The following is a 24,635-nucleotide window of genomic DNA, read 5'->3' on the forward strand; positions in this document are numbered from 1 at the left end:
TTCAAATATCCCAAAAAACGATAGGAGTGTGGATTCATGGGAGATAAAAAAGAATTTGGAAAAACAGTGAAGTACGGAAAGAAAGCTGTACGTCAAAATTATTCTAAAATGTTACACGAGGTAGACTTACCTAACCTAATTGAAATACAGACTTCGTCGTTTGATGAATTTATTAAAACGGGTATTGACGAGTTATTATTAGATATTTCCCCAATTGAAGGTCACAATGGGGATTTAAAACTATATTTTGAATCAAGCTATTTAGCTGAACCAAAATATTCAATCGGAGAAGCAAAGCTCCGTGATTTTAACTATTCAAGACAATTATTTTGTAAAGTGAAACTTGAAAATGCTGTAACAGGGGAAATAAAAGAATCCAATGTTTTAATGGCAGATTTACCTATGATGACTCCAACTGGTACATTTGTTATCAATGGTGCTGAAAGAGTTGTCGTTTCACAAATTGTTCGTTCAAGTGGTGCTTACTACACTTCAGAGTTAGATAAAAAGACCAATACTATCAAATACTCTGCTCAAATCATTCCAACACGTGGTGCTTGGATTGAATACGAACAAGGATCAAAAGAAATTTTTTATGCAAAAGTTGACCGTTCTAAGAAAATCCCATTAACGACTTTTATCAAAGCATTAGGTTTTGAATCTAAAAAAGAAATAGATGCAGTGTTTGGAAAAAATCCACTATTAGCATCAACTTTCGATAAAGATGAACTTAAAGATGTTGTTGAAGACGAAATTTCAAACGAAAAATTATCTATTTCAGACCAAGCTGTCATCGAATTATATTCTAAACTTCGTCAAGGTGAAAAAGCACCTATTAATGAAGCAAGAGAACATATTCGTTCAAGATTATTCGATCGTAGACGTTATGATCTAGCATCAGTTGGTCGTTATAAGTTTAATAAAAAATTAGACGTGTTAAGTCGTGTTGAAGGTACATTTTTAGCAAACGACTTAGTAAGAGATGGTAAAGTTATCTTACCAAAAGATACTGAAATTACTAAAGAAGTTATTGAAATTTTAAAAGATAACCGTGATTTATTAAGAAAAGAAGTTGTTTCAAAAGAAAAAAGTTTACATAACGAACCAGAAGAAGAAATTTTTGCAACTCGTCTTCCTGAAGGTGGCGATAAACTATTTGCTAAGAAGAACATTGAAAACGTTAAGACTGGTGAAATTTTAGTTAAGAAAAATGAAGAAATCACTGATGAAGTACTTGGCTTATTACGTAAGAATCGCGCAAACTTGGATGAAAAAGTTGCTAAATATTTCTTATCAAATGAAAATATTTTTGAAAAAGAAGCCGAAAGACAAGGCGTTATTGTTGAAATGTTAGATGTTATTCGTTATGACGATAACACAAACAAATCTCAACTCATCCGAGTTGTTGGTAACGACCAAAGAGTTACTAAAGAACATATTGTCTTATCAGACATTATTGCTTCAATTTCTTACTACTTAAACCTTTACGATGGGTTAGGTTCAACTGATGATATTGACCATTTAGGTAACCGTCGTTTACGTTTAATTGGTGAATTATTAAAGAATCAATTCAGAATCGGTTTAGCAAGAGCTGAGAAGAACATTAAAGATAAGATGTCAACAACAAACTTTAATGAATCTATTTCACCTGCTCAAATTATAAACATGACACCATTAGCAGGTGCTATTAAATCATTCTTTGGTTCATCACAATTATCACAATTCATGGACCAAATTAATCCACTTGCTGAATTAACTCAAAAACGTAGAGTATCTGCGTTAGGTACTGGTGGTATTGCACGTGACCGTGCAGGGGTTGAAGTACGTGACGTCCACAACTCTCACTATGGTAGATTATGTCCAATTGAAACACCAGAAGGTCCATCTATCGGATTAATCTCAAGTTTAGCAACATATGCAAAAGTTGATGAATATGGATTCATTATGACACCATTCTTAAAGGTTGTTAAAGATGAAGAAGGTAAACCAAGAGTTATTAATGAAACAGTATATTTAACAGCAGATCAAGAAATAAACGAAGTTATCGCATCAGCTGCATCTCCTGTAAATGATGAAGGTTACTTCATGGAATCACGAGTTATTGCAAGATCTAACGGTGAAACTGCGATCTTTGAAGCAAATGATGTGACATATATCGACGTATCACCTAAACAGTTAGTATCTGTTGCGACATCATGTATTCCATTCCTAGAACACGATGACGCTTCTCGTGCCTTAATGGGTGCGAACATGCAACGTCAAGCTGTTCCACTATTACAAACAGAATCTCCAATTGTTGGTACTGGTATTGAACACCGTGCTGCAAAAGACTCAGGAGCTGTTGTTGTATCAAATGTTACAGGTTATGTTGTTTATGTTGATGCAAGAAAGATCTTAATCTTAGAAGAACCAACTGAAGATATCATCATTCGTGGTGAAACACTTTATAAAGTTGGCGGAGATTTCAATTATGGAATTGCTAAGAGATTATACGATTTAAAGATTGTTGAACCAAAAGTATTCGAACTTATTCAATTTAATCGTTCAAACCAAGATACATTAATCTTACAAAAACCAATCGTTGTTCAAGGTGAATATGTTGAAAAAGGTGATGTCATTGCTGACGGTCCTTCAACAAGCAAAGGCGAATTAGCATTAGGTAGAAACGTCACTGTCGCATTCATGACATGGGAAGGTTATAACTACGAAGATGCGATCATCATGTGTGAAGACTTAGTTAAGAATGACGTTTATACTTCTATTCACATTGATGAATACGAAATCGAAACAAGAGATTTAAAACAAGCTAACGGTAAAGAAGAAATCACAAGAGAAATTCCAAACGTTGGCCCAGATGCCGTTAAATTCTTAGATGAACGTGGAATTATTATTCCAGGTTCTGAAGTTAAAGAAGGCGACATCTTAGTTGGTAAAATTACACCAAAAGGTGTATTTGAACCGACACCTGCTGAAAAATTAATTCATGCAGTTATTGGAGATAAAGCAAAAGAATATCGTGATTCATCACTACGTGTACCTCATGGAGGTGGTGGTGTTGTTCAGTCTGTTCAATATTTCAGTAAGAAAAATGGCGATCAACTCATGCCAGGTGTTAACGAGCAAATTCGTGTGTTCATCGCTAAGAAACGTAAGATTACTGAAGGGGACAAAATGGCTGGTCGTCACGGTAATAAAGGGGTTATCTCAAGAATCTTACCAAGAGAAGATATGCCATATTTAGCAGATGGTACACCAGTTGACATCATGTTAAACCCATTAGGAGTTCCATCTCGTATGAATATTGGACAAATTCTAGAAATCCATTTAGGTATTTCAGCTAAGAAATTAGGTATTAAAATTGCTACACCTGTATTTGATGGGGTATCTGATGAAGACTTAAGAAACATTATGGCTGAAGCTGGTATGGAACCAGATGGTAAGACTGTCTTATATGATGGAAGAACTGGAGAACCGTTCCAAAACCGTATCTCAGTCGGTGTGATGTATATGTTAAAACTTTCACACATGGTTGATGATAAATTACACGCTCGTAACGTTGGTCCATATACACTTGTTACACAACAACCAATGGGTGGTAAAGCTCAAAACGGTGGTCAACGTTTCGGGGAAATGGAAGTTTGGGCATTATATGCATATGGTGCTGCTCACACATTACAAGAAATGTTAACTGTGAAGTCAGACGATATGTTAGGACGTAACAAAGTATATTCTGCCATTACACATGGTCAAGAAATACCAAGAGCCTCCATTCCAGAATCATTTAGAGTATTAACAAGAGAACTTCAAGCATTAGGACTTTATGTTGAACTCATTGATGCAGAAACCGGTGAAAACGAAGCGATCAAGAGTTTAGTGGATGGATCAAAATCCAAAGGAGGGTATAGATAATGGCAAATCCAAAAGATGTTTTATCACTTCCTGTTGAAAGTTTAAAACTTTCCGTAGAAGCACTTGGTAAACTAAAACTTTCTGGTATAGATAAGTTAGAAGACTTCAATACATATAACTTAAAGGAATTAAAAACATTACTTCAAGAAAATTTTGATGAAGTAATGCCTAACTTAATTTTCTATAAGTTGCCAACTAAAGTAAAAGACCTTTCCTTATCCGATGAAGTTACACAAGTATTAGAAACATCAGGCATCAAAGAATTAGCACAATTATTAAGTTATGATAAACAAGCACTTTATCATATCTTCAAAGATGACGAATTTTATCTAAAAGAAATTAACGACTTACTTGCTTTATATAATGAACAACCATTAGAACCAAGTGATGATGATGCAATTGAACCAATTGGTATGGACGATCAAGTTAAAAATGAATCAGTCCGAAAAGGTTATGGTTCAAGAGCTTATTCACATTTCAAAGTTCGTTTAGCTTCTCCACAAGAAATTCGTGCTTGGAGTTATGGTGAAGTTGTCAACCATGAAACTATTAACTATCGTACAAATAAACCAGAAATTGGTGGTTTATTTGACGAAAGAATCTTTGGTCCAACAAGAGATTATCAATGTGCTTGTGGTAAGAAACAAACGGTAAATAAAGGCCAAATTTGTCCAAAATGTGGTATTGAAATTACTGAATCTAAAGTACGTCGTGAACGTATGGGACATATTAATTTAGAAGCTCCTGTTGTTCATACATGGTACTTAAAAAATTCACCTTCTAAACTTGCATTATTATTAGGTATTAAAGCAAAAACTTTAGAAGAAGTTGTATATCATGCAGCATACATCGTAACTGATCCAGGTAACACACCATTAGCAAAGAAAAGTATTCTTTCTGAACAAGATCATTCACGATTAGTTGAAGAATTTGGAAATAGATTCCAAGCTTTAACTGGTGCTGAAGCAGTTAAAAAATTACTACAAGATTTAGACTTAGAAAAAGAAGCTGCGGCTTTACGTCGTCGCTTAAAGAAAGCACCTAAACAAAAACGTGAAAGAATCATTAAGAGATTAGAAGTTGTTGAAGCATTCAAAAATTCAGATAACAAACCTGAATGGATGGTTATGGATGTTATTCCAGTCATTCCACCGGATTTACGTCCAATGGTTCCGTTAGACGGTGGAAGATTTGCAACAACAGATCTTAACGATTTATATCGTAGAATTCTTAACCGTAACAACCGTTTAAAGAAGCAAAAAGAACAAAATGCTCCTCGTTTAATTACTAAAAATGAAAAACGTATGTTACAAGAAGCAGTTGACGCATTATTTGATAATGCCAAACGCGGTAAAAAAGCTGCTACTGAAAGAAATCGTCACTTAAAATCATTATCTGACTTATTACGTGGTAAACAAGGACGCTTCCGTCAAAACCTACTTGGTAAACGTGTTGACTTCTCAGGTCGTTCTGTTATTATCGTTGGTCCAGATTTACAAATGTACCAATGTGGTATTCCACGTGAAATGGCAATTATTCTCTTTAAGCCATTTATCTTAAGAGAATTACAAAAATTAGGTAATGAAAAACGTAATGCGAATACAAAATATGAACGTCGTGATGAAGATACTTGGAAGGCATTAGAAAAGGTTGTTAGAGAACATCCAGTTCTATTAAACCGTGCTCCAACACTTCATAGACTAGGTATTCAAGCATTTGAACCTAAATTAATTGATGGTAAAGCTATCCGTCTTCATCCACTCGTTACACCAGCCTTCAATGCTGACTTTGACGGTGACCAAATGGCGGTTCACGTTCCACTTTCTCCGGAAGCTATTGCTGAAGCAAGATTATTAATGCTTGCCTCAAACAACATCTTAAACCCTAAAGATGGTAAACCAGTTGTTACACCATCACAAGACATGGTTTTAGGTAACTACTACTTAACAATTGAAGAAAGATTAGATCGTGAAGTATTTAGAACTGAAAAACAAAAAGAAGAATATCAATACAAGAATCGTAATGAAGGTAAATTCTATTCATCTGTTGAAGAAGCTAAACTTGCTTATGAAAATGGTGAAATAAATCTACATACAAGAATCTTTGTAAAACCATCTTCAGTTCGTGGTACATTTACAGCTGAACAACAAGGTAAATACCTTGTAACTACATTAGGTAAGATTATTTTTAACGAAATCTTACCACCATCATTCCCATACATTAACGAGCCATCAAGTTATAACCTTGAACATGAAACACCAGATAAGTATTTCTTAGCTCCAGGTACAAATCCAAAAGAATTCTTGCATGCTGTTGAAAGCCCAGAGCCATTCAAGAAAAAATTCTTATCAATGATTATTGCTCAAGTATTTAAACAATTCCATATTTCTGAAACATCTAAGATGCTTGATAAACTCAAAGACTTAGGTTTCAAATATTCTACAATTGCTGGATTTACAATTTCATTTGCTGATATTAACGTATATCCAGGTAAGAAAGAAAAAATTGAAAATACACAACAAGAAATCTTTGAAATTGAAGAAATGTATGAAGATGGATTACTAACAGCTTCAGAAAGAAAGAAACTTATTATTGATAAGTGGACTGAAGTTGGTTCTAAGATCCAAACAGACTTAATGGGTACATTTGATAAAGATAACCATATCTTTATGATGGCTGACTCAGGTGCTCGTGGTAACGTTTCTAACTTTACTCAGCTCATGGGTATGCGTGGACTCATGAATAACCCTAAAGGAGAAACAATCGAAGTCCCAGTTACATCATCATTCCGTGAAGGGTTAACTGCGTCTGAATTCTTCATTTCAACACACGGTGCGCGTAAAGGTTCAACCGATACAGCGTTAAAAACTGCTGAATCTGGTTATTTAACTCGTCGTTTAGTTGACGTTTCACAAGATGTTATTATTGTTGAAGAAGATTGTGGATCAACACATGGTACTGTTGTAAGTTCAATTATTGATGAAAACGGTAAATTAGTTGTTCCTCTATATGATAGAATCTTAGGTCGTTATGCGGCTAAAGATGTTATTAATCCAAAAACTGGTGAAGTGTTAGTTGCTCGAAATGAATTAATTACTGCAGAAATTGCTCATGATATTGATAAAGCAGAAATTAAAGAAGTTGAAATTCGTAGTATTCTATCATGTACATCAGAACATGGTATTTGCGTTAAAGACTATGGTATTAACCTAGCAACTAACAAGTTAGTTGAAGTTGGTGAAGCTGTAGGGGTTGTCGCAGCACAATCAATTGGTGAACCTGGTACACAGTTAACCATGCGTACATTCCACACCGGTGGGGTTGCGTCTGCATCTGATATCACACAAGGTTTACCACGTATTCAAGAATTATTTGAAGCACGTAATCCAAAAGGTAAAGCAACTATTTCTGAAGTTAACGGTAAAGTTAAGGATATTACACGTCGTGGTGGTTCAACAATTATTACAATTGAATCTCCTGAAGCTAAAGAGGGCGAAGTTAAATATACCCTTGATCCAAACGTTGAAACTATCGTTAAGAAAAATCAAACAATTAAATCAGGAGAACGCTTAAGTCGCGGTTCTATCCATCCAAAAGAATTATTAAGAGTTACAGATGTTGAAACAACATCTAAGTACATCTTAGAAGAAGTTCAAAAAGTTTACCGTGCTCAAGGGGTAGAAATTTCTGACAAACATATCGAAGTTATTATTCGTCAAATGTTAAGAAGAATTAACGTTTTAATTGAAGGTGAAACTGACCTCTTACCAGGTGTTGAAGTTTCAATCGCTGAATTTAAACGTGCAAACCTTGAAGCAATCAAACAAAGAAAACGTCCTGCTGTAGGTCGTCCAATCCTTTTAGGTATCACAAGAGCTTCATTAAGAAGTGATTCATTCTTATCAGCTGCATCATTCCAAGAAACAACTCGTATTTTAACAGATGCGGCAATTAAAGGTAAGAAAGACTTCTTACACGGTCTAAAAGAAAACGTCATCATCGGTGGTTTAATCCCAGCCGGAACAGGTATTTTAAGAGAAAGTTATTTCCATTATGAAAGACCTGATTCTAAATTTGAAGATGATTTAGACGATACATTATAATTCAAATGAAACCCTACATAGCCTGTAGGGTTTTTTATTAGGTAAAAGTTGTATTTAGTGTTAAGATATAACTAAAGGGAAGTGGTTAAGATGATTGAACATCGCGAAAATCAATTTTATATCAAAGAGGGACAATTAATTGTTGCAAGATTAGATTATGAAGTAAAAAGCCATGTCATGTATCTGCATTCAGTATTTGTTGATCCTTCTTTAAGAGGACAAGGGATTGCCAGAAAATTAGTCGAAGAATCAATTAAGTTTGCTCAACAAATGAATTACAAAATCGTACCGATTTGCCCATATACAGTAGCCTACTTTAATGAACATAAAGAATTTGAAACCTTACTTAAAAAAGACTAAAAATTAAAATAAGCATATCCGTTGTTGATATGCTTTTTTAATGGATAGATAATTAAAATTCATGTGAAACTTATGTATTTTATTTACGAAATGATTGACAAAAAGTATACAAAAATATATAATAAAGAAGGTTGAAAATAAATCATTTTATATTGATTTAATTAACGGCTTTGTAAAGCCAAAAAGTAAAATATGAAACACCTGGTCGTGTGTTTCAAGAAAGGAAGACAAAATGCCTACAATCGCTCAACTTATTTCAAAACCACGCGAAGATAAACAATACAAAAGTAAATCTCCAGCGTTACAATATGGTTTTAACACTTTAAAGAAACAAGATTCTGATTACTCATCTCCACAAAAACGTGGGGTATGTACACGTGTCTCAACCATGACTCCTAAGAAACCTAACTCAGCATTACGTAAATATGCCCGTGTTAGATTATCAAACGGAACAGAAGTTACAGCATACATTCCTGGAGAAGGACATTCATTACAAGAACACTCAGTTGTTTTAATTCGTGGTGGACGTGTTAAAGACTTACCAGGGGTTAGATACCATATCGTTCGTGGTGCATTAGACGCTACTGGTGTTGCTAACCGTAAACAAGCTCGTTCTAAATATGGTGCTAAACGTCCTAAGGCTGGACAAGCAGCTAAGAAGTAATAAATAATTCATTTAAATTTAAAATTTTTCGAATAATGATAAGAAAGGAAGAAGGTGAACAATATGCCACGTAAAGGACATGTCGTTAAACGTGATGTATTACCAGATCCTATTTATGGTTCTAAATTGATTACACGTGTTGTAAATACAATTATGGAAGATGGTAAAAAAGGAACTGCACAAAGCATCTTATATGGTGCATTAAATATTGTTAAAGAAGAAACTGGAAGAGAACCTTTAGATGTCTTTAACGAAGCAATGAACAACATTGCTCCAATCTTAGAAGTTAGAGCACGTCGTATTGGTGGTCAAAACTATCAAGTACCAGTTGAAGTTAGACCTGAAAGACGTCAAGCGTTAGCTTTAAGATGGTTAGTACAATACTCTAGAGCTCGCCATGAAAAAACTATGGAAGAAAGATTAGCTAGAGAAATCATCGACGCATCACAAGGCCAAGGGGCTTCAGTGAAAAAGCGTGAAGAAACCCACAGAATGGCTGAGGCGAATAAGGCTTTCGCTCATTATCGCTGGTAATAGAAGGAGACAATTATTATGCCACGTCAATATTCATTAGCAAAAACTCGTAATATCGGTATCATGGCTCACATCGATGCTGGTAAAACGACTACAACAGAACGTATTCTTTACCACACAGGTAAAATCCATAAGATGGGTGAAACACACGATGGTGCTTCACAAATGGACTGGATGGAACAAGAACAAGAACGTGGAATCACCATTACATCTGCTGCTACAACTGCAGTATGGAAAGAACATCGCATCAACGTTATTGACACCCCAGGTCACGTTGACTTCACAGTAGAAGTTTCAAGATCATTAAGAGTCTTAGACGGTGCTGTAACAGTTATCGATGCTCAAGCCGGTGTTGAACCTCAAACAGAAACTGTTTGGAGACAAGCTACAGAATACAAAGTTCCAAGAATCGTATATGTTAATAAAATGGATAAAATTGGCGCAGATTTCAAAAATGCGATCAAGACTATCCATAACCGTTTAGGTGTTAAAGCAAATGCTATTCAAATGCCAATCGGTTCTGAAAATGATTTCAATGGTATCATCGATTTAGTCACAATGGAAGCATTCCATTATGAAGGTGATGCAAATGAAACAACAAAGCAAATTCCAATTCCTGATTATTTACTAGATGATGCGAAAGCATTAAGAGCTGAATTAATCGAGGCAGTTGCTGAATTTGATGATGAGTTAATGATGACTTATCTCGAAGGAGAAGAAGTTTCAGTTGACTTATTAAAAAGAGCAATTCGTAAAGGGGTATTAAGTGTTAACTTCTTCCCAGTACTTTGCGGATCATCATTTAAAAACAAAGGTGTTAAGAAAGTCTTAGATGCTGTTGTTGACTACTTACCTTCACCACTTGATATCGAAGCTGTTATCGGTCACGATTCATATGGTAACGAAGTATTACGTCATGCTTCAGATGATGAACCATTCACAGCGTTAGCATTTAAGGTTGCTACTGACCCATTTGTTGGTAAGATTACATTCTTCCGTGTTTATTCAGGTAAAATTACTTCAGGTTCTTATGTATATAACTCAACTAAAGGTGAAAGAGAAAGACTCGGACGTATCTTACAAATGCATGCTAACCATCGTCAAGAAATTGATGAAGTGTATGCAGGAGACATCGCTGCAGCTGTTGGTTTAAAATTAACTACAACTGGTAATACTTTAGTATTAGAAGGCGATGACATTATTTTAGAATCAATGAACTTCCCTGACCCAGTTATCGAAGTTGCAGTTGAACCTAAGACAAAGAATGACCAAGATAAAATGAGCCAAGCTTTATCTAAACTTGCTGAAGAAGACCCAACATTTAGAACTTATACAAACAAAGAAACAGGACAAACAATTATCGCTGGTATGGGTGAATTACACTTAGATATTATTGTTGACCGTATGAAACGCGAATTCAAGGTTGATGCAAACGTTGCTGAACCTCAAGTTTCTTACCGTGAAACAATTACAAAACCAGCTGAAATTGAAGCTAAGTTTGTTCGTCAATCTGGTGGACGTGGTCAATACGGTCACGTTGTTATCCAATTCGAACCAAATCCAGGTAAAGGATTTGAATTTGTTGATAAGATCGTTGGTGGGGTTATTCCTCGTGAATACATTCCTTCAGTTCAAAAAGGTTTAGAAGAAGCATTAGAATCAGGGGTTTTAGCTGGATTCCCAATGGTTGACGTTAAAGCATCATTAGTATTCGGTTCATACCACGAAGTCGACTCATCAGAAATGGCGTTCAAAGTTGCCGCTTCTATGGCATTAAAAGAAACTAAGACTAAAGCAGAAGCTTGCATCTTAGAACCTATTATGGACGTTGAAGTTGTTACACCAAATGATTATGTAGGTAATGTTATCGGTGATTTAACAAGCCGTCGTGGACGCTTAGAAAGTCAAGAAGGACGAGGAAATGCTATTGCAATCCGTGCATACGTTCCATTATCAGAAATGTTTGGATATGCAACTGCTTTACGTTCAAACACTCAAGGACGCGCTACATTCATAATGCAATTCCATCATTATGAACGTGTTCCTAAGAGCATTCAAGAAGAAATTATGAAAAAACGTGGTTCAAACTAATCCACTTAACAAAAAATTAGTAATATGATAAAATAATAGTTGTTAAAATATTATTATTTCCAATAATTAATATAGGAGGAATTTTGCGTCATGGCAAAACAAAAATTCGTTAGAACTAAACCACACGTTAACGTTGGTACAATCGGACACGTTGACCATGGTAAAACAACATTAACTGCTGCTATTACAAATGTATTAGCTAGCGAAGGATTAGCAGAAAAGAGAGATTACAATCAAATCGATGCTGCTCCAGAAGAAAAAGAACGTGGTATTACAATCAACGCTTCACACGTTGAATATGAAACACTAAACAGACACTACGCACACGTAGACTGCCCAGGCCACGCTGACTATGTTAAAAACATGATCACTGGTGCTGCTCAAATGGACGGAGCTATCTTAGTAGTTTCTGCTGCAGATGGTCCAATGCCACAAACTCGTGAACACATCTTATTATCACGCCAAGTTGGTGTTCCTAAGTTAGTCGTATTCTTAAACAAAGCTGACTTAGTAGGCGATGATGAATTATTAGATTTAGTTGAAATGGAAGTTCGTGAATTATTATCAGAATATGACTTCCCAGGAGATGAAATTCCTGTTATCCGCGGTTCAGCTTTAGGAGCATTAAACGGTGAACCACAATGGGTAGAAAAAATCAAAGAATTAATGGCTGCTGTTGACTCATATATCGACACTCCAGTTCGTGCTGTTGACAAACCATTCTTAATGCCAGTTGAAGACGTATTCACAATTACAGGTCGTGGTACAGTTGCTACTGGACGTGTTGACCGTGGTGTAATCAAAGTTGGTGACCAAGTTGAAATCGTTGGTTTAAAAGACACTCTTACAACAACTGTAACTGGTGTTGAAATGTTCAGAAAATTATTAGACCAAGCTGAAGCTGGTGACAACATTGGTACATTATTACGTGGTATCGATCGTAAAGATATCGAACGTGGACAAGTATTAGCTAAACCTGGTACTGTTAAACCACATTCAAAATTCACTGCTCAAATCTACGTATTAAGTAAAGAAGAAGGTGGACGTCATACTGCGTTCTTCTCAAACTACCGCCCACAATTCTATTTCCGTACTACTGACATCACTGGTGTTATTACATTAGCTGAAGGTACAGAAATGGTTATGCCTGGCGACAACGCTGAAATTTCAGTTGAATTAATTCACCCAATCGCATTAGAAGAAGGTACTAAATTCTCTATCCGCGAAGGTGGAAGAACAGTTGCATCTGGTTCAGTTGTTAAAATCGTTGAATAATTAAATTAAAAAGTCTATAGGATCCTGAAATATTGGATTCGTAGACTTTTTTTAATTTTTTGAATTAAAAACTTAAAGTATTTAAAAAAGTAAAACGCTTACATTTTTTAATAGATTTTAATTGTAAAAAAAGTTTCGATGTGTTATATTAAAAATAAAGATTGAATCAAAAAAATAAAAAGGAGAAAGACAAATGAAAAGAGTTTTAGCATTATTGTTTACAATAGTTTTTTCTGTTTTGCTTGTAGCATGTGATTCAGTAACATATGAAATCGCTATGATCACTGATACAGGAGATATTGATGACGGGTCCTTCAACCAAGGAACTTGGGAAGGTATCAAACGTTACGCTGAAGAAAAGGGTAAAAGTTATCAATATTACAAACCAGCTGGTGAATCAGATGAACAATATCTAGCTGCAATTGATTTAGCAGTATCTGGTGGAGCTAAGATTGTTATTACTCCAGGTTTCTATTTTGAAAGACCAGTTTATGAAGCTCAAATTAAATATCCTGATGTGAAGTTTGTTTTAATCGATGGTGAGCCTAGAAATGCAGATGGCGATTCAGATATTAAATCTAACACATTAGCAGTTTACTTCCAAGAAGAACAAGCTGCATTCATCGCTGCATACGCAACTTATCGTGATGGTAAGAAAAACTTAGGTTACATGGGTGGTATCGCTGTTCCAGCAGTTCAAAGATTTGGAATTGGTTGGGTAGCAGGTGCTTATTATGCTGCTAAAGAAGCTGGCGATACTAGTTATAAATTCAATCCAACATATTATACATATTTAGGTACTTTTGGTCCAAGTGATACTTATAAGACTCAAGCAGGTGCTTGGTATGATGCAGGTGTTGAAGCTATTCATGCTGCTGCAGGTGGAGCTGGTTTATCAGTTATGGCTGCTGCAGGCGATAGACAAAACAAATATGTTATCGGTGTTGACTCAGACCAACGTGATGCTTCTAGCACAGTTTTAACTTCAGCAGTTGAAGGTGTTGGTGAAGCTGCTTATGAAGCTTTAGATGCATTCTTCAATGATAAATTCGAAGGTGGAAAATCAATCACTTTAGGTGTTAAAGAAAATGCAGCAGGTATCCCAGCACTTGAACGTGGACGTTTCGCTTCATTTACTAAAGCATTACATGATGCATTAGTCGCTAAGATTAAGACTGATGAAATCGTTGTTCCTGCTACAGCAGATGACTTAGTTGAATTTATTGCTGAGTTAGGATTTACATTAACTGAACAAGAAGTTAATGCGCTTAAGACTGCTATCGCAGGTGGCGGACAATAAAATAATTGACATAAACAATTAAAAAATGAGGTGTGGGGGAGCAATTGTTTTGTTCCCCCTACTTTTAATGGGGGAATTCATAATGATAGAAATGCGTAATATCACCAAGCGTTTTGGTAGTTTAGTTGCGAATGATCATATATCATTTAAAGCCCTACCAGGTGAGATACATGCTTTACTTGGTGAAAACGGAGCAGGGAAAACCACATTAATGTCAATTTTATTTGGTTTGTATGAACCAGATGAAGGTGAAATATTAATCAATGGTGAAGTCGTAAAGATTAAAGACCCTAATGATGCAACAAAATATAATATTGGTATGGTGCATCAACACTTCAAACTTGTTGAAGTGTTTACAGTTTTAGATAATATTATTTTAGGTTTAGAAGATTTAAAATATGGATTCATAACAAAAGATAAAGCACGTCAAAAAATTACTGAAATTATGAATCAATATAATTTACATGTAGATTTAGATGAGTATGTTAAAAATTTAACTGTTGGTGAACAACAAAAAGTTGAAATTTTGAAGATGTTATATCGTAATAGTGATATTTTAATCTTTGATGAACCGACTGCAGTTTTAACACCTCAAGAAATTGATGAATTAATTGAAATCATGAAGGGTTTTGCAAAAGAAGGTAAAACCGTTATTTTAATCACGCATAAACTTGAAGAAATTAAGCGTGCAGCTAATAAATGTACAATATTAAGACGTGGTAAAGTCATTGATACTGTAGATGTTAAGAGCGTTACAAAAAATCAATTAGCTGAAATGATGGTGGGGCGTGTATTAAATCAAAAATATGAATTTAATGAATACCAACCAAAAGAAAAAGTGTTATCTCTTAAAAATATAACACTTAACGGAAAAAGTAAAGATATACTAAAAGATATTTCATTTGATGTACATAAAGGAGAAATACTTGGTATTGCTGGTATCGACGGTAATGGACAAACAGAGTTAGTTCAAGTTATTACAGGTATGATGCGTCATACATCAGGCGAGATCATTTTAAATGGAGTAGATATATCTTATACATCAATTAGAAGACGAATCATGTCAGGTATATCACATATTCCTGAAGATAGACAAAAACATGGTTTAGTATTAGATTTTAATTTAGCGTATAATTTAGTACTTCAAGAATATCACACAGATAAATTCCAAAAATATTCCATATTAAATCACAATTTAATTAATGAATACGCGAAAGATTTAGTACAAAAATATGATATTAGAAGTGCGGCAGGAATTAATTCGTCTGCTCGAAGCATGAGCGGTGGTAACCAACAAAAAGCTATTATTGCAAGAGAAATTGAAAAGCCACACGATCTTTTAATTGCATTCCAACCTACAAGAGGTTTAGACGTTGGCGCAATTAACAATATTCACCAGCAAATGATTAAAGAGCGTAATAACGATAAAGCAGTATTACTTGTTTCATTTGAATTAGAAGAAATATTCAGTTTATCTGATAGAATACTTGTCATATTTGAAGGACAAATTGTTGGTGAATTTTTAAGAGGTCAAGTGGATGAAGAAACAATCGGTCTTTATATGTCTGGCACTAGAAAAGAGGTTGAATAATCATGCAAAAAGTTCTTAATGGATTAACTCAATTTTGGAATCTAATTAAAAATTTACCTAAAAAATTTCCTCGATTCATGGCTAGTGTCTATTCAGTACTTATTGGTATATTGATTGGATTTATCGTAATGCTCATATTTAATCCTCAAGGTGCATTTCCTGGATTAATTAAAATGTTTGCAGGTGGGCTTACGATTGGTAATAAAGGTATTGGTGATATGTTACTTCAAGCAGCACCAATTATTCTTACAGGTACTGCTTTAGTTATTACATTCAAATCAGGATTATTTAATATTGGTGCATCAGGTCAAATGATTGTAGGAGCGTATGTTGCAACATACATTGGTGTATTATGGCACTTACCTTCTGGACTACATTGGATTGTTGCTTTAATACTGGGTACATTAGCTGGAGCAGTTTGGGGTGCAATACCAGGATTACTTAAAGCATTCCGTAATGTGAACGAAGTCGTATCAAGTATTATGTTGAACTATATTGGTATGTTCTTAGTGATTTATTTAGTTAAAACAAATATTTATAATGCATCATATGCAAAATCACAAGATATTTTACAAACAGCAGAACTACCGTTATTAAGTTTTTTATTTGGATCATCTAAAGCCAATATTGGTATATTTATTGCAATATTTGTAGCAATCATTATTCACTTTATTTTCAAATATACAGTACTTGGTTATGAATTAAAAGCAACTGGTTTTAATCCTGAAGCTAGTAGATATGTTGGAATGAATTCAAAACGTAATATTGTTGTTTCATTTATATTATCTGGTAGTTTAGCAGGATTAGCTGGCGCTATTCAATTCTTAGTTGTTGGAACAAACCTCGGTATTACACATACATTATTACCTGGAGGATTTGATGGAATATCGGTTGCTTTATTAGGCCAATTAGAGCCAATTGGAGCTGTTATTGCAGGAATATTCTTAAGTCATATTCGATTGGGTGGTTTCTATATGCAAGTCCATGGATTTCCACCTCAAATTATTGAAATTATTGTAGCAATCATTGTTTATACAACATCGATTAGTGCAGGTATTTCATTATACTTAAGAAGAAGAAAAGCAAAAAAACAAATCAATCAACAAAAGGTAGGTGATGGTGAATGAATATCGTCATAACCTTATTACAATATACATTTATTAGTTTCATTCCTATTTTAATTGTTGCACTTGGTGGTTTAATGAGTGAGAAATCGGGTGTTACAAACATTGCATTAGAAGGTATCATGTTAATGGGTGCTTTCATTGGTATATGGATGATTAAAATCCTACAAGAAACAACTGGATTAAATCCTCAATTAATTTACTTAATTGGAATGATTGTTGGTGGTGTTGTTGGATTAATCTTTTCAGCAATTCATGCGTTTGCATCTATCCATATGAATGCCGATCAAACAATTTCTGCAACGGCTTTAAACCTTTTTGCACCAGCATTTGCAATATTTACAGCACGTTCAATTATGGGTGGTCAGCAAGTTAAATTTACAGGTAATTTTCTAATTCAAAAAGTACCTCTATTAGGTGATATACCATTTATTGGTGATATTTTATTCCAAAAAACATATTTAAGTTTTTACTTAGGATTATTAATATTCGTTATTGTATTAGTCTTAATGTATAAGACAAGATTAGGTTTAAGAATTCGTGCTGTTGGAGAAAACCCACATGCAGCACAATCCTTAGGTATTCACGTTAAACGCATTCGTTATTTTAGCGTTTTATCAAGTGGATTTTTAGCTGGTTTAGGTGGGGTTGTCTTTGTTGCAACAACATCAGAAGGGTTTGATGCAACAGTAGCGGGACTAGGTTTCTTATCGATTGCTGTATTAATTTTTGGCAACTGGAAACCACAAACTATTATCTTTGCAGCATTGTTCTTTGGATTCTTTAGAACATTCGTAAATGCAACAGCAGTTATTCCTTGGTTAGCAGATGCTAAAGTTCCCGATGAATTTTTCCAAATGTTACCTTATATTGTGACATTGGTTGCATTAGCATTTACATCAAAACGATCTTTAGCACCAAAAGCTATTGGACAACCATTTGATCAGGGTCAACGTTAATTTATCAAAACTCCCATATATATAATAATGGGAGTTTTTTTATGATATAATTAAGGACATAAAAGGTGATGAAAATGATAATCGATACACATGCACATTTAAATACAGATGAGTTCAAATCTAAAATTGATGATTCACTGAAATTACTTAAAGAACATCATGTGGATTATGTTATTGTTGTTGGTATGAATCATGAAGCAAATCTACGTGCGATAAAATTAGCTTTCCAACATAAAGAATTATATGCAACAGTTGGTATTCATCCTTGTGATATCAAAAATGAAAAGATTGAAGACTTAATCCCTTTATTAAAGGAAAAAAAAGTTGTTGCATTAGGTGAAATTGGTATTGATTTATATTGGAAAAAAGATAATTTAGAAGATCAGAAAAAAATATTTATCCAACAAATTGAACTAGCTATTCAACATGATTTACCAATAATCATTCATACAAGAGAATCATTTAAAGAAGCATATGAATGTGTATTACCGTATAAAGGAAAGGTAAGAGGTGTATTCCATTCTTTTTCATCTAACATTGAAGATGCAAAGCGTGCAATTGAATTAGGTTTTTATATAGGTATTAGTGGTGTTGTAACATTTAAAAAAGCTTTAGAACTTCACGAAATCGTTAAAGAAATTGATTTAAAACATATGCTTGTTGAAACAGATAGTCCATGGCTTGCACCAGTGCCTTATCGGGGTAAACGCAATGAACCAGCATATACATATTATGTTGTAGAAGAGATTGCAAAAATTAAAAATATATCAAGTGATGAAGTAGCAAAAATAACATCAAATAATGCAAAGACATTATTTAGATTGGAGATTTAGTCATGAGAAAAATATGGATTTTGGTTAGTTTTATATTGATGTTTTTCTTAGTTTCCTGCCAAAGTTTTAAAGAGGACTTAAATAGCTTACGTCCAACAGCGGTAGCACCAGCTATAACAGAAAACGAAAAATCATTGATGGAATTTATTGATTTAAGAAAACAAAGTGTGGTTGCTATTGTGAATAATTATGCAACTGATGATGTAAGTAATATAAGTATGCGTCGTGGTAGTGGGACAGTTATCAAAAAGGTAAGTGGATTATTAACACACACATATACAATTCTTACAACAGAATGGGTTGTTGAAAATGCAGCATCTGTATTAGTTTATATAAGTCAATCAAGATATGTAACTGGAACAGTAAACCATCTTTTCACTGACAATTTAGAAGAATCTAATAATATGGCATTAATAACGATTCAAACAGATCAAAATTTATTACCTGTTGAATTAGAATTAGTTGATGAAAAAAGTATTGAGTTTGATGAAGTCTTTAGTATTGGGACTCCAATTTCAACAGCTTACTTTAATTATCCAACAAGACCTGCGATTGTTTCAGGTGTAATTTATCCATTATTTGTGCATGCTTCACCATTGTCATATGGTCAATTAGGATCTCCTGTATTTTTAAAATCTAATGGTCAATTTGTCGGTATGAACATTGAAATATTAACAAACACATCAAATGATCGACCAATTAATTCAATGACAATCGCATTACATGTGAATCGCATTATTGAGCTATTAGAGGAAAAGTAAAATGAGAAAAATATATATTATTTTACTCGCAATTTTTCTAACATTTTTAGTTTCATGTGATGCACATTATGTTGAGCATCCAATTATAGAAGAAAGAACAATTGAAGAAACTCAAAAGTTAATTCGTAAATTACAAAATAGTACCGTATCTTTAGTTGGTTACATCATGGAATTTGAAGTAAGTTTAGGTAGTGGTATGATATTTAAAAAAGAACCAACGAATAATAGTCATGAATATTATTATTATGTTGTAACAAATCAACATGTCGTTGAAGATATGTCTCATGTTGATGTTGTTACATCTTATGGAAGAGTTGAACTTGGAGATATTTATGCATTTGGTGATGGTGTAAACTCAGAAGATATCGCTATTGTGCGATTTATAAGCGATTTTGATTATCCTGTGATACCTATTATTCCTTATGAAGATTCAAGTAAACAAATCCAAGTGACAGTTGGACAAACTGTTTTTGGCATAGGGACACCACTTGATACGGTATATCATAATATCGTTACAGATATGGGAATTATTTATGAAGTATCAGGTCAGATGATCACACATAGTTCAAATATCAATCCTGGTAATTCTGGAGGGCCTTTATTCTCATATGATGGGACATTTATTGGTATTAATACACAAAGATTAGAAATTGTTAATGGTCATAAAATCGATTCTATTGGGGATGCAATTCATGCTAATCAGGTTGCACGTATGATACGTACAAGATTAAATGCTATTAAACCTAAACTTGGTATTCATATTTTAGATTCTGAAGCATTTTTATCTACAAATTACGTTAAAAGCTTTGGTGAGCAGGCAATAGGATTTGATCCAAATAAAAAAATACCAGCAATCACTGGTGTTGTTATTATGGATGTTAATAGTACAAGACCATCATATGGCTTATTAGAGCGATATGATTTAATCGTATCAATCAATGGTGTAAGAATTTATAAGGGTGAAGACTTAACCAAAGCGGTTGGTGAGATTAAAGTTGGAAATACATATTCATTTGAAGTATATCGTTATAATGATTCAATAAAAAATTTTGAATTATTAGAAATAAAAGTGGTGATTTCATGAAAAACATTGTTGAAATTTTAATTGAAAAAAAATTAACACTTTCATGTGCAGAAAGTATTACGGGTGGTAACTTAATTGGTACACTTATAAAAATACCTAATGCTTCTCAAGTGATTAAAGAAAGTTTTGTTGTGTATAGTGATGAAGCAAAACATGAAATATTAAATATTCCATTAGAAGTCATTGAAAAAAATGGTGTTGTTTCAAGGGAAGTTGCACGATTTATGGCTAAAAACCTTCATGAAAAAACACATGCAGATATCGCAATTTCAACAACAGGGTATGCATCAGGAAACTTTCCACATCATGCATATGTTGGTATTTATTATCAAGGTGAAATATTCTTGTATCATAAAGATTTTAATGAGAATCAATCACGTGAACAAAACATCGAAGAATTGGTTCAATATATTATCACATTATTACCAGAAATTATTGTTTAAATAGTTGTATTTTATATACATAAATGTTATAATAACTCGAATAAAAATTTATCCTTGGCAGAGATGCCCGGAGTCCAGAAGGAGGTCCAGACTAGATATGAAAAAGTACGAACTTATGTACATTTTGAAACCTACGTTAGATCCAGAAGCATTAAAGAATCAAATCAATGATTTAAATAATGTGATCACATCTCAAGGTGGCAACATCATTGAATTCAAAGAAATGGGTCTTAAAGATTTAGCGTATGAGATCAATAAGTTCAAAAAAGGATACTACGTATGGATTTTAGCAGAATTATCAAATGATGGTATTGCTGAATTCAAACGTGTTATCAGAATTACTGAAAATGTTATTCGTAACATTGAAGTCAATGTAGGAGCATAATATGGTTAATCGTGTAGTTCTAATTGGTAGAATAACTAAAGAAGTTGATTTGAAGATGACATCATCTCAAATCCCGGTAACATCTTTTACTTTAGCTGTAAATAGAAATTATACTTCACAAAATGGTGAGAAACCAGCAGACTTTATCTCATGCGTTGCATGGCGAGGTACTGCTGAATTTATGAGCCGTTTTGTTAGAAAAGGTAATTTATTAGCAGTAGAGGGTAGTATTCAAACACGTAACTATGAAGACCAATCAGGTCAAATGCGTTATGTGACAGAAGTCGTATGCGACTCTGTTCAATTGTTAGAACGTAATGATAACAACAATGCTTCTTATGATAATTTCAAAGATGACGATGCACAAGATGACTTCTATGAAACTAGCAAGCAACTTGTTGCAGACGATGATTTACCATTCTAGAAAGGATTAGAAAGTATGCAAGATAAACAAAAAAAGGGTGGCTTTAAGAGACGTAAGAAAGTTTGTTACTTCACTCAAAATAAGTTCACTTACATCGATTTTAAAGATGTTGAATTGTTAAAGAAATTTATCACTGAACGTGGTAAGATTCTTCCAAGACGTGTAACTGGTACTTCAGCTAAATGGCAAAGAGAATTAGCTGTTGCAATTAAGAGAGCACGTCATATGGCATTATTACCATTCGTTAAAGAATAAGACAATTATCCCCACTTGGGGATAATTTTTTTATATAGATATCATTAATATATGATATAATTTGTATAAGTGAGGTGGACATTTTGAAAAGAATCTTACTATTAGTATTAACAGGGGTCTTAGCAATAGCATCGTATGTTTTGTATACGATTTTTATATTTACAGATGCCCTTAATAACGTATTTAATGACACCTGGATATACATTATCATGATTCTTGTGAATGGATTATTGATAGGTTATTCACTTTATTTCATGAGTTATAAATATCGCCAACATATTAAAAATTTACAAATGCGTTTAGCACGTTGGAGTAAGCTTTCACCGCGCGTTAATCAAATTGGTGATAATGCATTCCACGAATTACCTATTGGTATCATCGTATTAGATGAAGAAGCAAAAGAAATTAAATGGGTTAATCCTTACGCAATTACGATTTTCAAAGATAAGTTAGTTGATCGTTTATTATCCGATATTTCAGCACCATTAGCGGATCATGTTGATAAAAAAGAAGAAACACCAATCGTTATTCGTGTATTTAACGAAAAATATGAAGTTATGTATAAATCAAATTATCAAGTTTTATACCTATTTAATGTAACATCAAGAGAAAACGTTAAAGAAGAATATATTCAAAATTTACCTGCATTAGGTATTATTAACCTTGATAACTTTGAAGAAAATATACAATCTTTCGATATTTCTGAACAATCAAGTATTAAGGGTGAATATTTATCTGCAATTGCTGATTGGGTTGAAGAATTTAATGGGTACTTAAAACCATACGGTGATAATCGATTGGTTTTAATGATTAAACGAAAACATCTTGACCGTATGATACAAAATAAATTTGATATCTTAGAACGTATTCGTGATATCTCAGTTAAATATCAATTAAGAGTTACAATTTCTATTGGTATTGCATCATGGGATTTAGAGTATGATGATTTATCAGACTACGCACAAAATGCGATTGAGCTTGCAGAAAAACGAGGCGGAGACCAAGTTGTAGTAAATATTCAAGGAGAAAAGATTAAATACTTTGGTGCGAAATTAGAATCTAAAACAAAACTATCAAGAGTTAGTGCTCGTCAAAGTGCTAGCCAACTTATGGAATTATTTGATAAAGCTGATCAAGTCTTTATTATGGGTCATAATCAAACAGATTTAGATTCATTAGGCTCCATGATTGCAGCGTTAAAAATGGCGTTAGCATCGCCTGATTTGGCACCTTACATTATTGTTGATGAAGATAAGTTAGATCCTACAACATATAATGTTTATCAATTATTAAAACATAACGATCACCAAGTGATCCATCATGTTTTAACAACAGAAGAATCCTTAAGAAAAGCAACAAAAGATACATTATTATTAATTGTTGATACACAAAATCCACAAATTGTTCATTCAAAAGAATTATTAAGTCTAAATTTAAAGACACTTGTTATTGATCACCACCGTGGTAATGAATCATCAATTGAAGGTGATTTTAGTTACATTGATGCAGGTGCTTCGTCTGCAATTGAGTTAATTATGGAATTAATTGAGTTTTATAACCGAGAAGTTAAAATTGATGGGTTAGAAGCATCAATCATGTATGGTGGATTAGTTGTTGATACAAATATGTTTACATTTAGAACGAATGCAAGAACATTTGATGTGGCATCTAAACTAAAAGACTATGGTGCTGATACCATTATGGTTCGTACATGGTTAAGAAACGATTTAGAAAAAACATTAGAAATCAATCAGTTACTTGGCGAAGTCGAAATTTATTTAGGACGTTTCGCAATTATTAAAAAAGATACTCTAATTGAAAATAGAACATTTATTGCACAAATTTCTGAATTCTTACTCAATATTAAAGATATTGATGCGGCATTCACTATTGTCAAAATTTCTCCAGATACGGTTGGTATTTCAGCACGTTCATTTGGTGCGGTAAATGTTCAAGTCATTATGGAAGAAATGGGTGGTGGTGGTCACTTACACAGTGCTGCAACTCAAGTCCAAGGATTATCAGTCGATGATTGTTATGCACAACTTAAACACATACTAGATATTGAATACGGAGGAAGTAGTGAACCTATGAAAGTCATTTTATTAGAAGATGTTAAAGGAAAAGGTAAAAAAGATCAAATCATTGAAGTCGCTGGAGGCTATGCAAATTACTTAATTACTTCAAAGCTTGCAGTAGCTGCAACAGATGAAAACCTTGAAAAATTAGCACAAGAAAAAGAAAGATTGAAACAACAAGAAATTCAATACTTAAACACATTAAAGAAAATTGCTGAAAGTATTGAAGGTAAAAATATTACATTAACTTTACAAGTTGGTAAAGATGGTAAACGTTTTGGAAGTATTACATCTAAACAAATCGCTGAAGCTTTTGAAGAAAAATATCAAATTATGATTGATAAGAAAAAAATTGAAATCCATGGTGAAATCACATCAGCTGGAATTTATCCAATTACTGTGAATTTAGATAAAGGAATCAAAGCTTCATTTGAAGTACATATCGTTGAAAAGAGAGATTAG

At 33.6% G+C, this 24,635-nt stretch carries 19 protein-coding genes; all 19 read left to right on the plus strand.

Annotation, left to right across the window (positions count from 1 at the left end; translation table 11 throughout):
• The first annotated feature begins 36 nt into the window (after positions 1-36).
• Positions 37-3,909, plus strand: a complete 3,873-nt coding sequence (gene rpoB, locus T434_RS0101730; protein WP_026399638.1) for a DNA-directed RNA polymerase subunit beta — start codon at positions 37-39, stop codon at positions 3,907-3,909.
• Positions 3,909-8,012: a DNA-directed RNA polymerase subunit beta' gene (gene rpoC / locus T434_RS0101735; RefSeq protein ID WP_026399639.1), complete on the plus strand. Its 4,104-nt coding sequence runs from the start codon at positions 3,909-3,911 to the stop codon at positions 8,010-8,012. Before rpoB ends, rpoC begins: the two co-directional genes overlap by 1 nt.
• A gap of 90 nt (positions 8,013-8,102) precedes the next feature.
• Positions 8,103-8,372, plus strand: coding sequence for a GNAT family N-acetyltransferase (locus T434_RS0101740; RefSeq protein ID WP_026399640.1), 270 nt, complete (start codon positions 8,103-8,105; stop codon positions 8,370-8,372).
• 232 nt (positions 8,373-8,604) lie between these two features.
• The gene (gene rpsL / locus T434_RS0101745) at positions 8,605-9,036 is read left to right on the plus strand and encodes a 30S ribosomal protein S12 (protein ID WP_026399641.1); all 432 of its coding nucleotides are present in this window, start codon (positions 8,605-8,607) and stop codon (positions 9,034-9,036) included.
• A gap of 63 nt (positions 9,037-9,099) precedes the next feature.
• Entirely contained in the window at positions 9,100-9,570 is a 471-nt protein-coding gene (rpsG, locus tag T434_RS0101750) for a 30S ribosomal protein S7 (RefSeq protein WP_026399642.1), read from the plus strand.
• 18 nt (positions 9,571-9,588) lie between these two features.
• A complete protein-coding gene (gene fusA / locus T434_RS0101755; protein ID WP_026399643.1) occupies positions 9,589-11,661 on the plus strand; it encodes an elongation factor G in 2,073 nt (690 codons plus the stop codon).
• A 90-nt stretch (positions 11,662-11,751) separates the two neighbouring features.
• Positions 11,752-12,936, plus strand: a complete 1,185-nt coding sequence (gene tuf, locus T434_RS0101760) for an elongation factor Tu (RefSeq protein WP_026399644.1) — start codon at positions 11,752-11,754, stop codon at positions 12,934-12,936.
• 193 nt (positions 12,937-13,129) lie between these two features.
• Positions 13,130-14,236 (plus strand): BMP family lipoprotein, encoded by a 1,107-nt coding sequence (locus tag T434_RS06490; RefSeq protein ID WP_035358062.1) that lies wholly within the window; start codon positions 13,130-13,132, stop codon positions 14,234-14,236.
• Positions 14,237-14,303: 67 nt separating this feature from the next.
• Positions 14,304-15,827, plus strand: a complete 1,524-nt coding sequence (locus T434_RS0101770) for an ABC transporter ATP-binding protein (RefSeq protein ID WP_026399645.1) — start codon at positions 14,304-14,306, stop codon at positions 15,825-15,827.
• Between the two features lie 2 nt (positions 15,828-15,829).
• Entirely contained in the window at positions 15,830-16,954 is a 1,125-nt protein-coding gene (locus T434_RS06495) for an ABC transporter permease (RefSeq protein WP_162150612.1), read from the plus strand.
• On the plus strand, positions 16,951-17,910 hold the full coding sequence (locus T434_RS0101780) for an ABC transporter permease (protein WP_026399646.1): 960 nt from the start codon (positions 16,951-16,953) through the stop codon (positions 17,908-17,910). Before T434_RS06495 ends, T434_RS0101780 begins: the two co-directional genes overlap by 4 nt.
• 74 nt (positions 17,911-17,984) lie before the next feature.
• Complete coding sequence (locus T434_RS0101785) at positions 17,985-18,743, plus strand: TatD family hydrolase (protein ID WP_026399647.1); 759 nt, start codon at positions 17,985-17,987, stop codon at positions 18,741-18,743.
• 2 nt (positions 18,744-18,745) lie between these two features.
• Entirely contained in the window at positions 18,746-19,504 is a 759-nt protein-coding gene (locus T434_RS0101790; RefSeq protein ID WP_026399648.1) for a S1 family peptidase, read from the plus strand.
• Between the two features lies 1 nt (position 19,505).
• Positions 19,506-20,588 (plus strand): S1C family serine protease, encoded by a 1,083-nt coding sequence (locus tag T434_RS0101795; RefSeq protein ID WP_162150613.1) that lies wholly within the window; start codon positions 19,506-19,508, stop codon positions 20,586-20,588.
• Positions 20,585-21,031 (plus strand): CinA family protein, encoded by a 447-nt coding sequence (locus T434_RS06500; RefSeq protein ID WP_051614307.1) that lies wholly within the window; start codon positions 20,585-20,587, stop codon positions 21,029-21,031. The genes T434_RS0101795 and T434_RS06500 overlap by 4 nt, the downstream gene beginning before the upstream one ends.
• Positions 21,032-21,128: 97 nt before the next feature.
• On the plus strand, positions 21,129-21,416 hold the full coding sequence (rpsF, locus tag T434_RS0101805) for a 30S ribosomal protein S6 (protein WP_026399650.1): 288 nt from the start codon (positions 21,129-21,131) through the stop codon (positions 21,414-21,416).
• A gap of 1 nt (position 21,417) precedes the next feature.
• A complete protein-coding gene (gene ssb / locus T434_RS0101810; RefSeq protein ID WP_026399651.1) occupies positions 21,418-21,840 on the plus strand; it encodes a single-stranded DNA-binding protein in 423 nt (140 codons plus the stop codon).
• Between the two features lie 15 nt (positions 21,841-21,855).
• The gene (rpsR, locus tag T434_RS0101815; protein WP_026399652.1) at positions 21,856-22,095 is read left to right on the plus strand and encodes a 30S ribosomal protein S18; all 240 of its coding nucleotides are present in this window, start codon (positions 21,856-21,858) and stop codon (positions 22,093-22,095) included.
• An 83-nt stretch (positions 22,096-22,178) separates the two neighbouring features.
• A complete protein-coding gene (rplI, locus tag T434_RS06505) occupies positions 22,179-24,635 on the plus strand; it encodes a 50S ribosomal protein L9 (RefSeq protein WP_051614308.1) in 2,457 nt (818 codons plus the stop codon).

Origin of the sequence: Acholeplasma equifetale ATCC 29724 (genome assembly GCF_000687735.1) — a bacterium.
GTDB classification, from domain to species: domain Bacteria; phylum Bacillota_I; class Bacilli_A; order Acholeplasmatales; family Acholeplasmataceae; genus Acholeplasma; species Acholeplasma equifetale.

Bases quoted from the DNA above. Each gene is read 5' to 3' on its own strand.
- rpoB (WP_026399638.1), top strand. From the start codon at position 37: ATGGGAGATAAAAAAGAATTTGGAAAAACAGTGAAGTACGGAAAGAAA.
- rpoC (WP_026399639.1), top strand. From the start codon at position 3,909: ATGGCAAATCCAAAAGATGTTTTATCACTTCCTGTTGAAAGTTTAAAA.
- T434_RS0101740 (WP_026399640.1), top strand. From the start codon at position 8,103: ATGATTGAACATCGCGAAAATCAATTTTATATCAAAGAGGGACAATTA.
- rpsL (WP_026399641.1), top strand. From the start codon at position 8,605: ATGCCTACAATCGCTCAACTTATTTCAAAACCACGCGAAGATAAACAA.
- rpsG (WP_026399642.1), top strand. From the start codon at position 9,100: ATGCCACGTAAAGGACATGTCGTTAAACGTGATGTATTACCAGATCCT.
- fusA (WP_026399643.1), top strand. From the start codon at position 9,589: ATGCCACGTCAATATTCATTAGCAAAAACTCGTAATATCGGTATCATG.
- tuf (WP_026399644.1), top strand. From the start codon at position 11,752: ATGGCAAAACAAAAATTCGTTAGAACTAAACCACACGTTAACGTTGGT.
- T434_RS06490 (WP_035358062.1), top strand. From the start codon at position 13,130: ATGAAAAGAGTTTTAGCATTATTGTTTACAATAGTTTTTTCTGTTTTG.
- T434_RS0101770 (WP_026399645.1), top strand. From the start codon at position 14,304: ATGGGGGAATTCATAATGATAGAAATGCGTAATATCACCAAGCGTTTT.
- T434_RS06495 (WP_162150612.1), top strand. From the start codon at position 15,830: ATGCAAAAAGTTCTTAATGGATTAACTCAATTTTGGAATCTAATTAAA.
- T434_RS0101780 (WP_026399646.1), top strand. From the start codon at position 16,951: ATGAATATCGTCATAACCTTATTACAATATACATTTATTAGTTTCATT.
- T434_RS0101785 (WP_026399647.1), top strand. From the start codon at position 17,985: ATGATAATCGATACACATGCACATTTAAATACAGATGAGTTCAAATCT.
- T434_RS0101790 (WP_026399648.1), top strand. From the start codon at position 18,746: ATGAGAAAAATATGGATTTTGGTTAGTTTTATATTGATGTTTTTCTTA.
- T434_RS0101795 (WP_162150613.1), top strand. From the start codon at position 19,506: ATGAGAAAAATATATATTATTTTACTCGCAATTTTTCTAACATTTTTA.
- T434_RS06500 (WP_051614307.1), top strand. From the start codon at position 20,585: ATGAAAAACATTGTTGAAATTTTAATTGAAAAAAAATTAACACTTTCA.
- rpsF (WP_026399650.1), top strand. From the start codon at position 21,129: ATGAAAAAGTACGAACTTATGTACATTTTGAAACCTACGTTAGATCCA.
- ssb (WP_026399651.1), top strand. From the start codon at position 21,418: ATGGTTAATCGTGTAGTTCTAATTGGTAGAATAACTAAAGAAGTTGAT.
- rpsR (WP_026399652.1), top strand. From the start codon at position 21,856: ATGCAAGATAAACAAAAAAAGGGTGGCTTTAAGAGACGTAAGAAAGTT.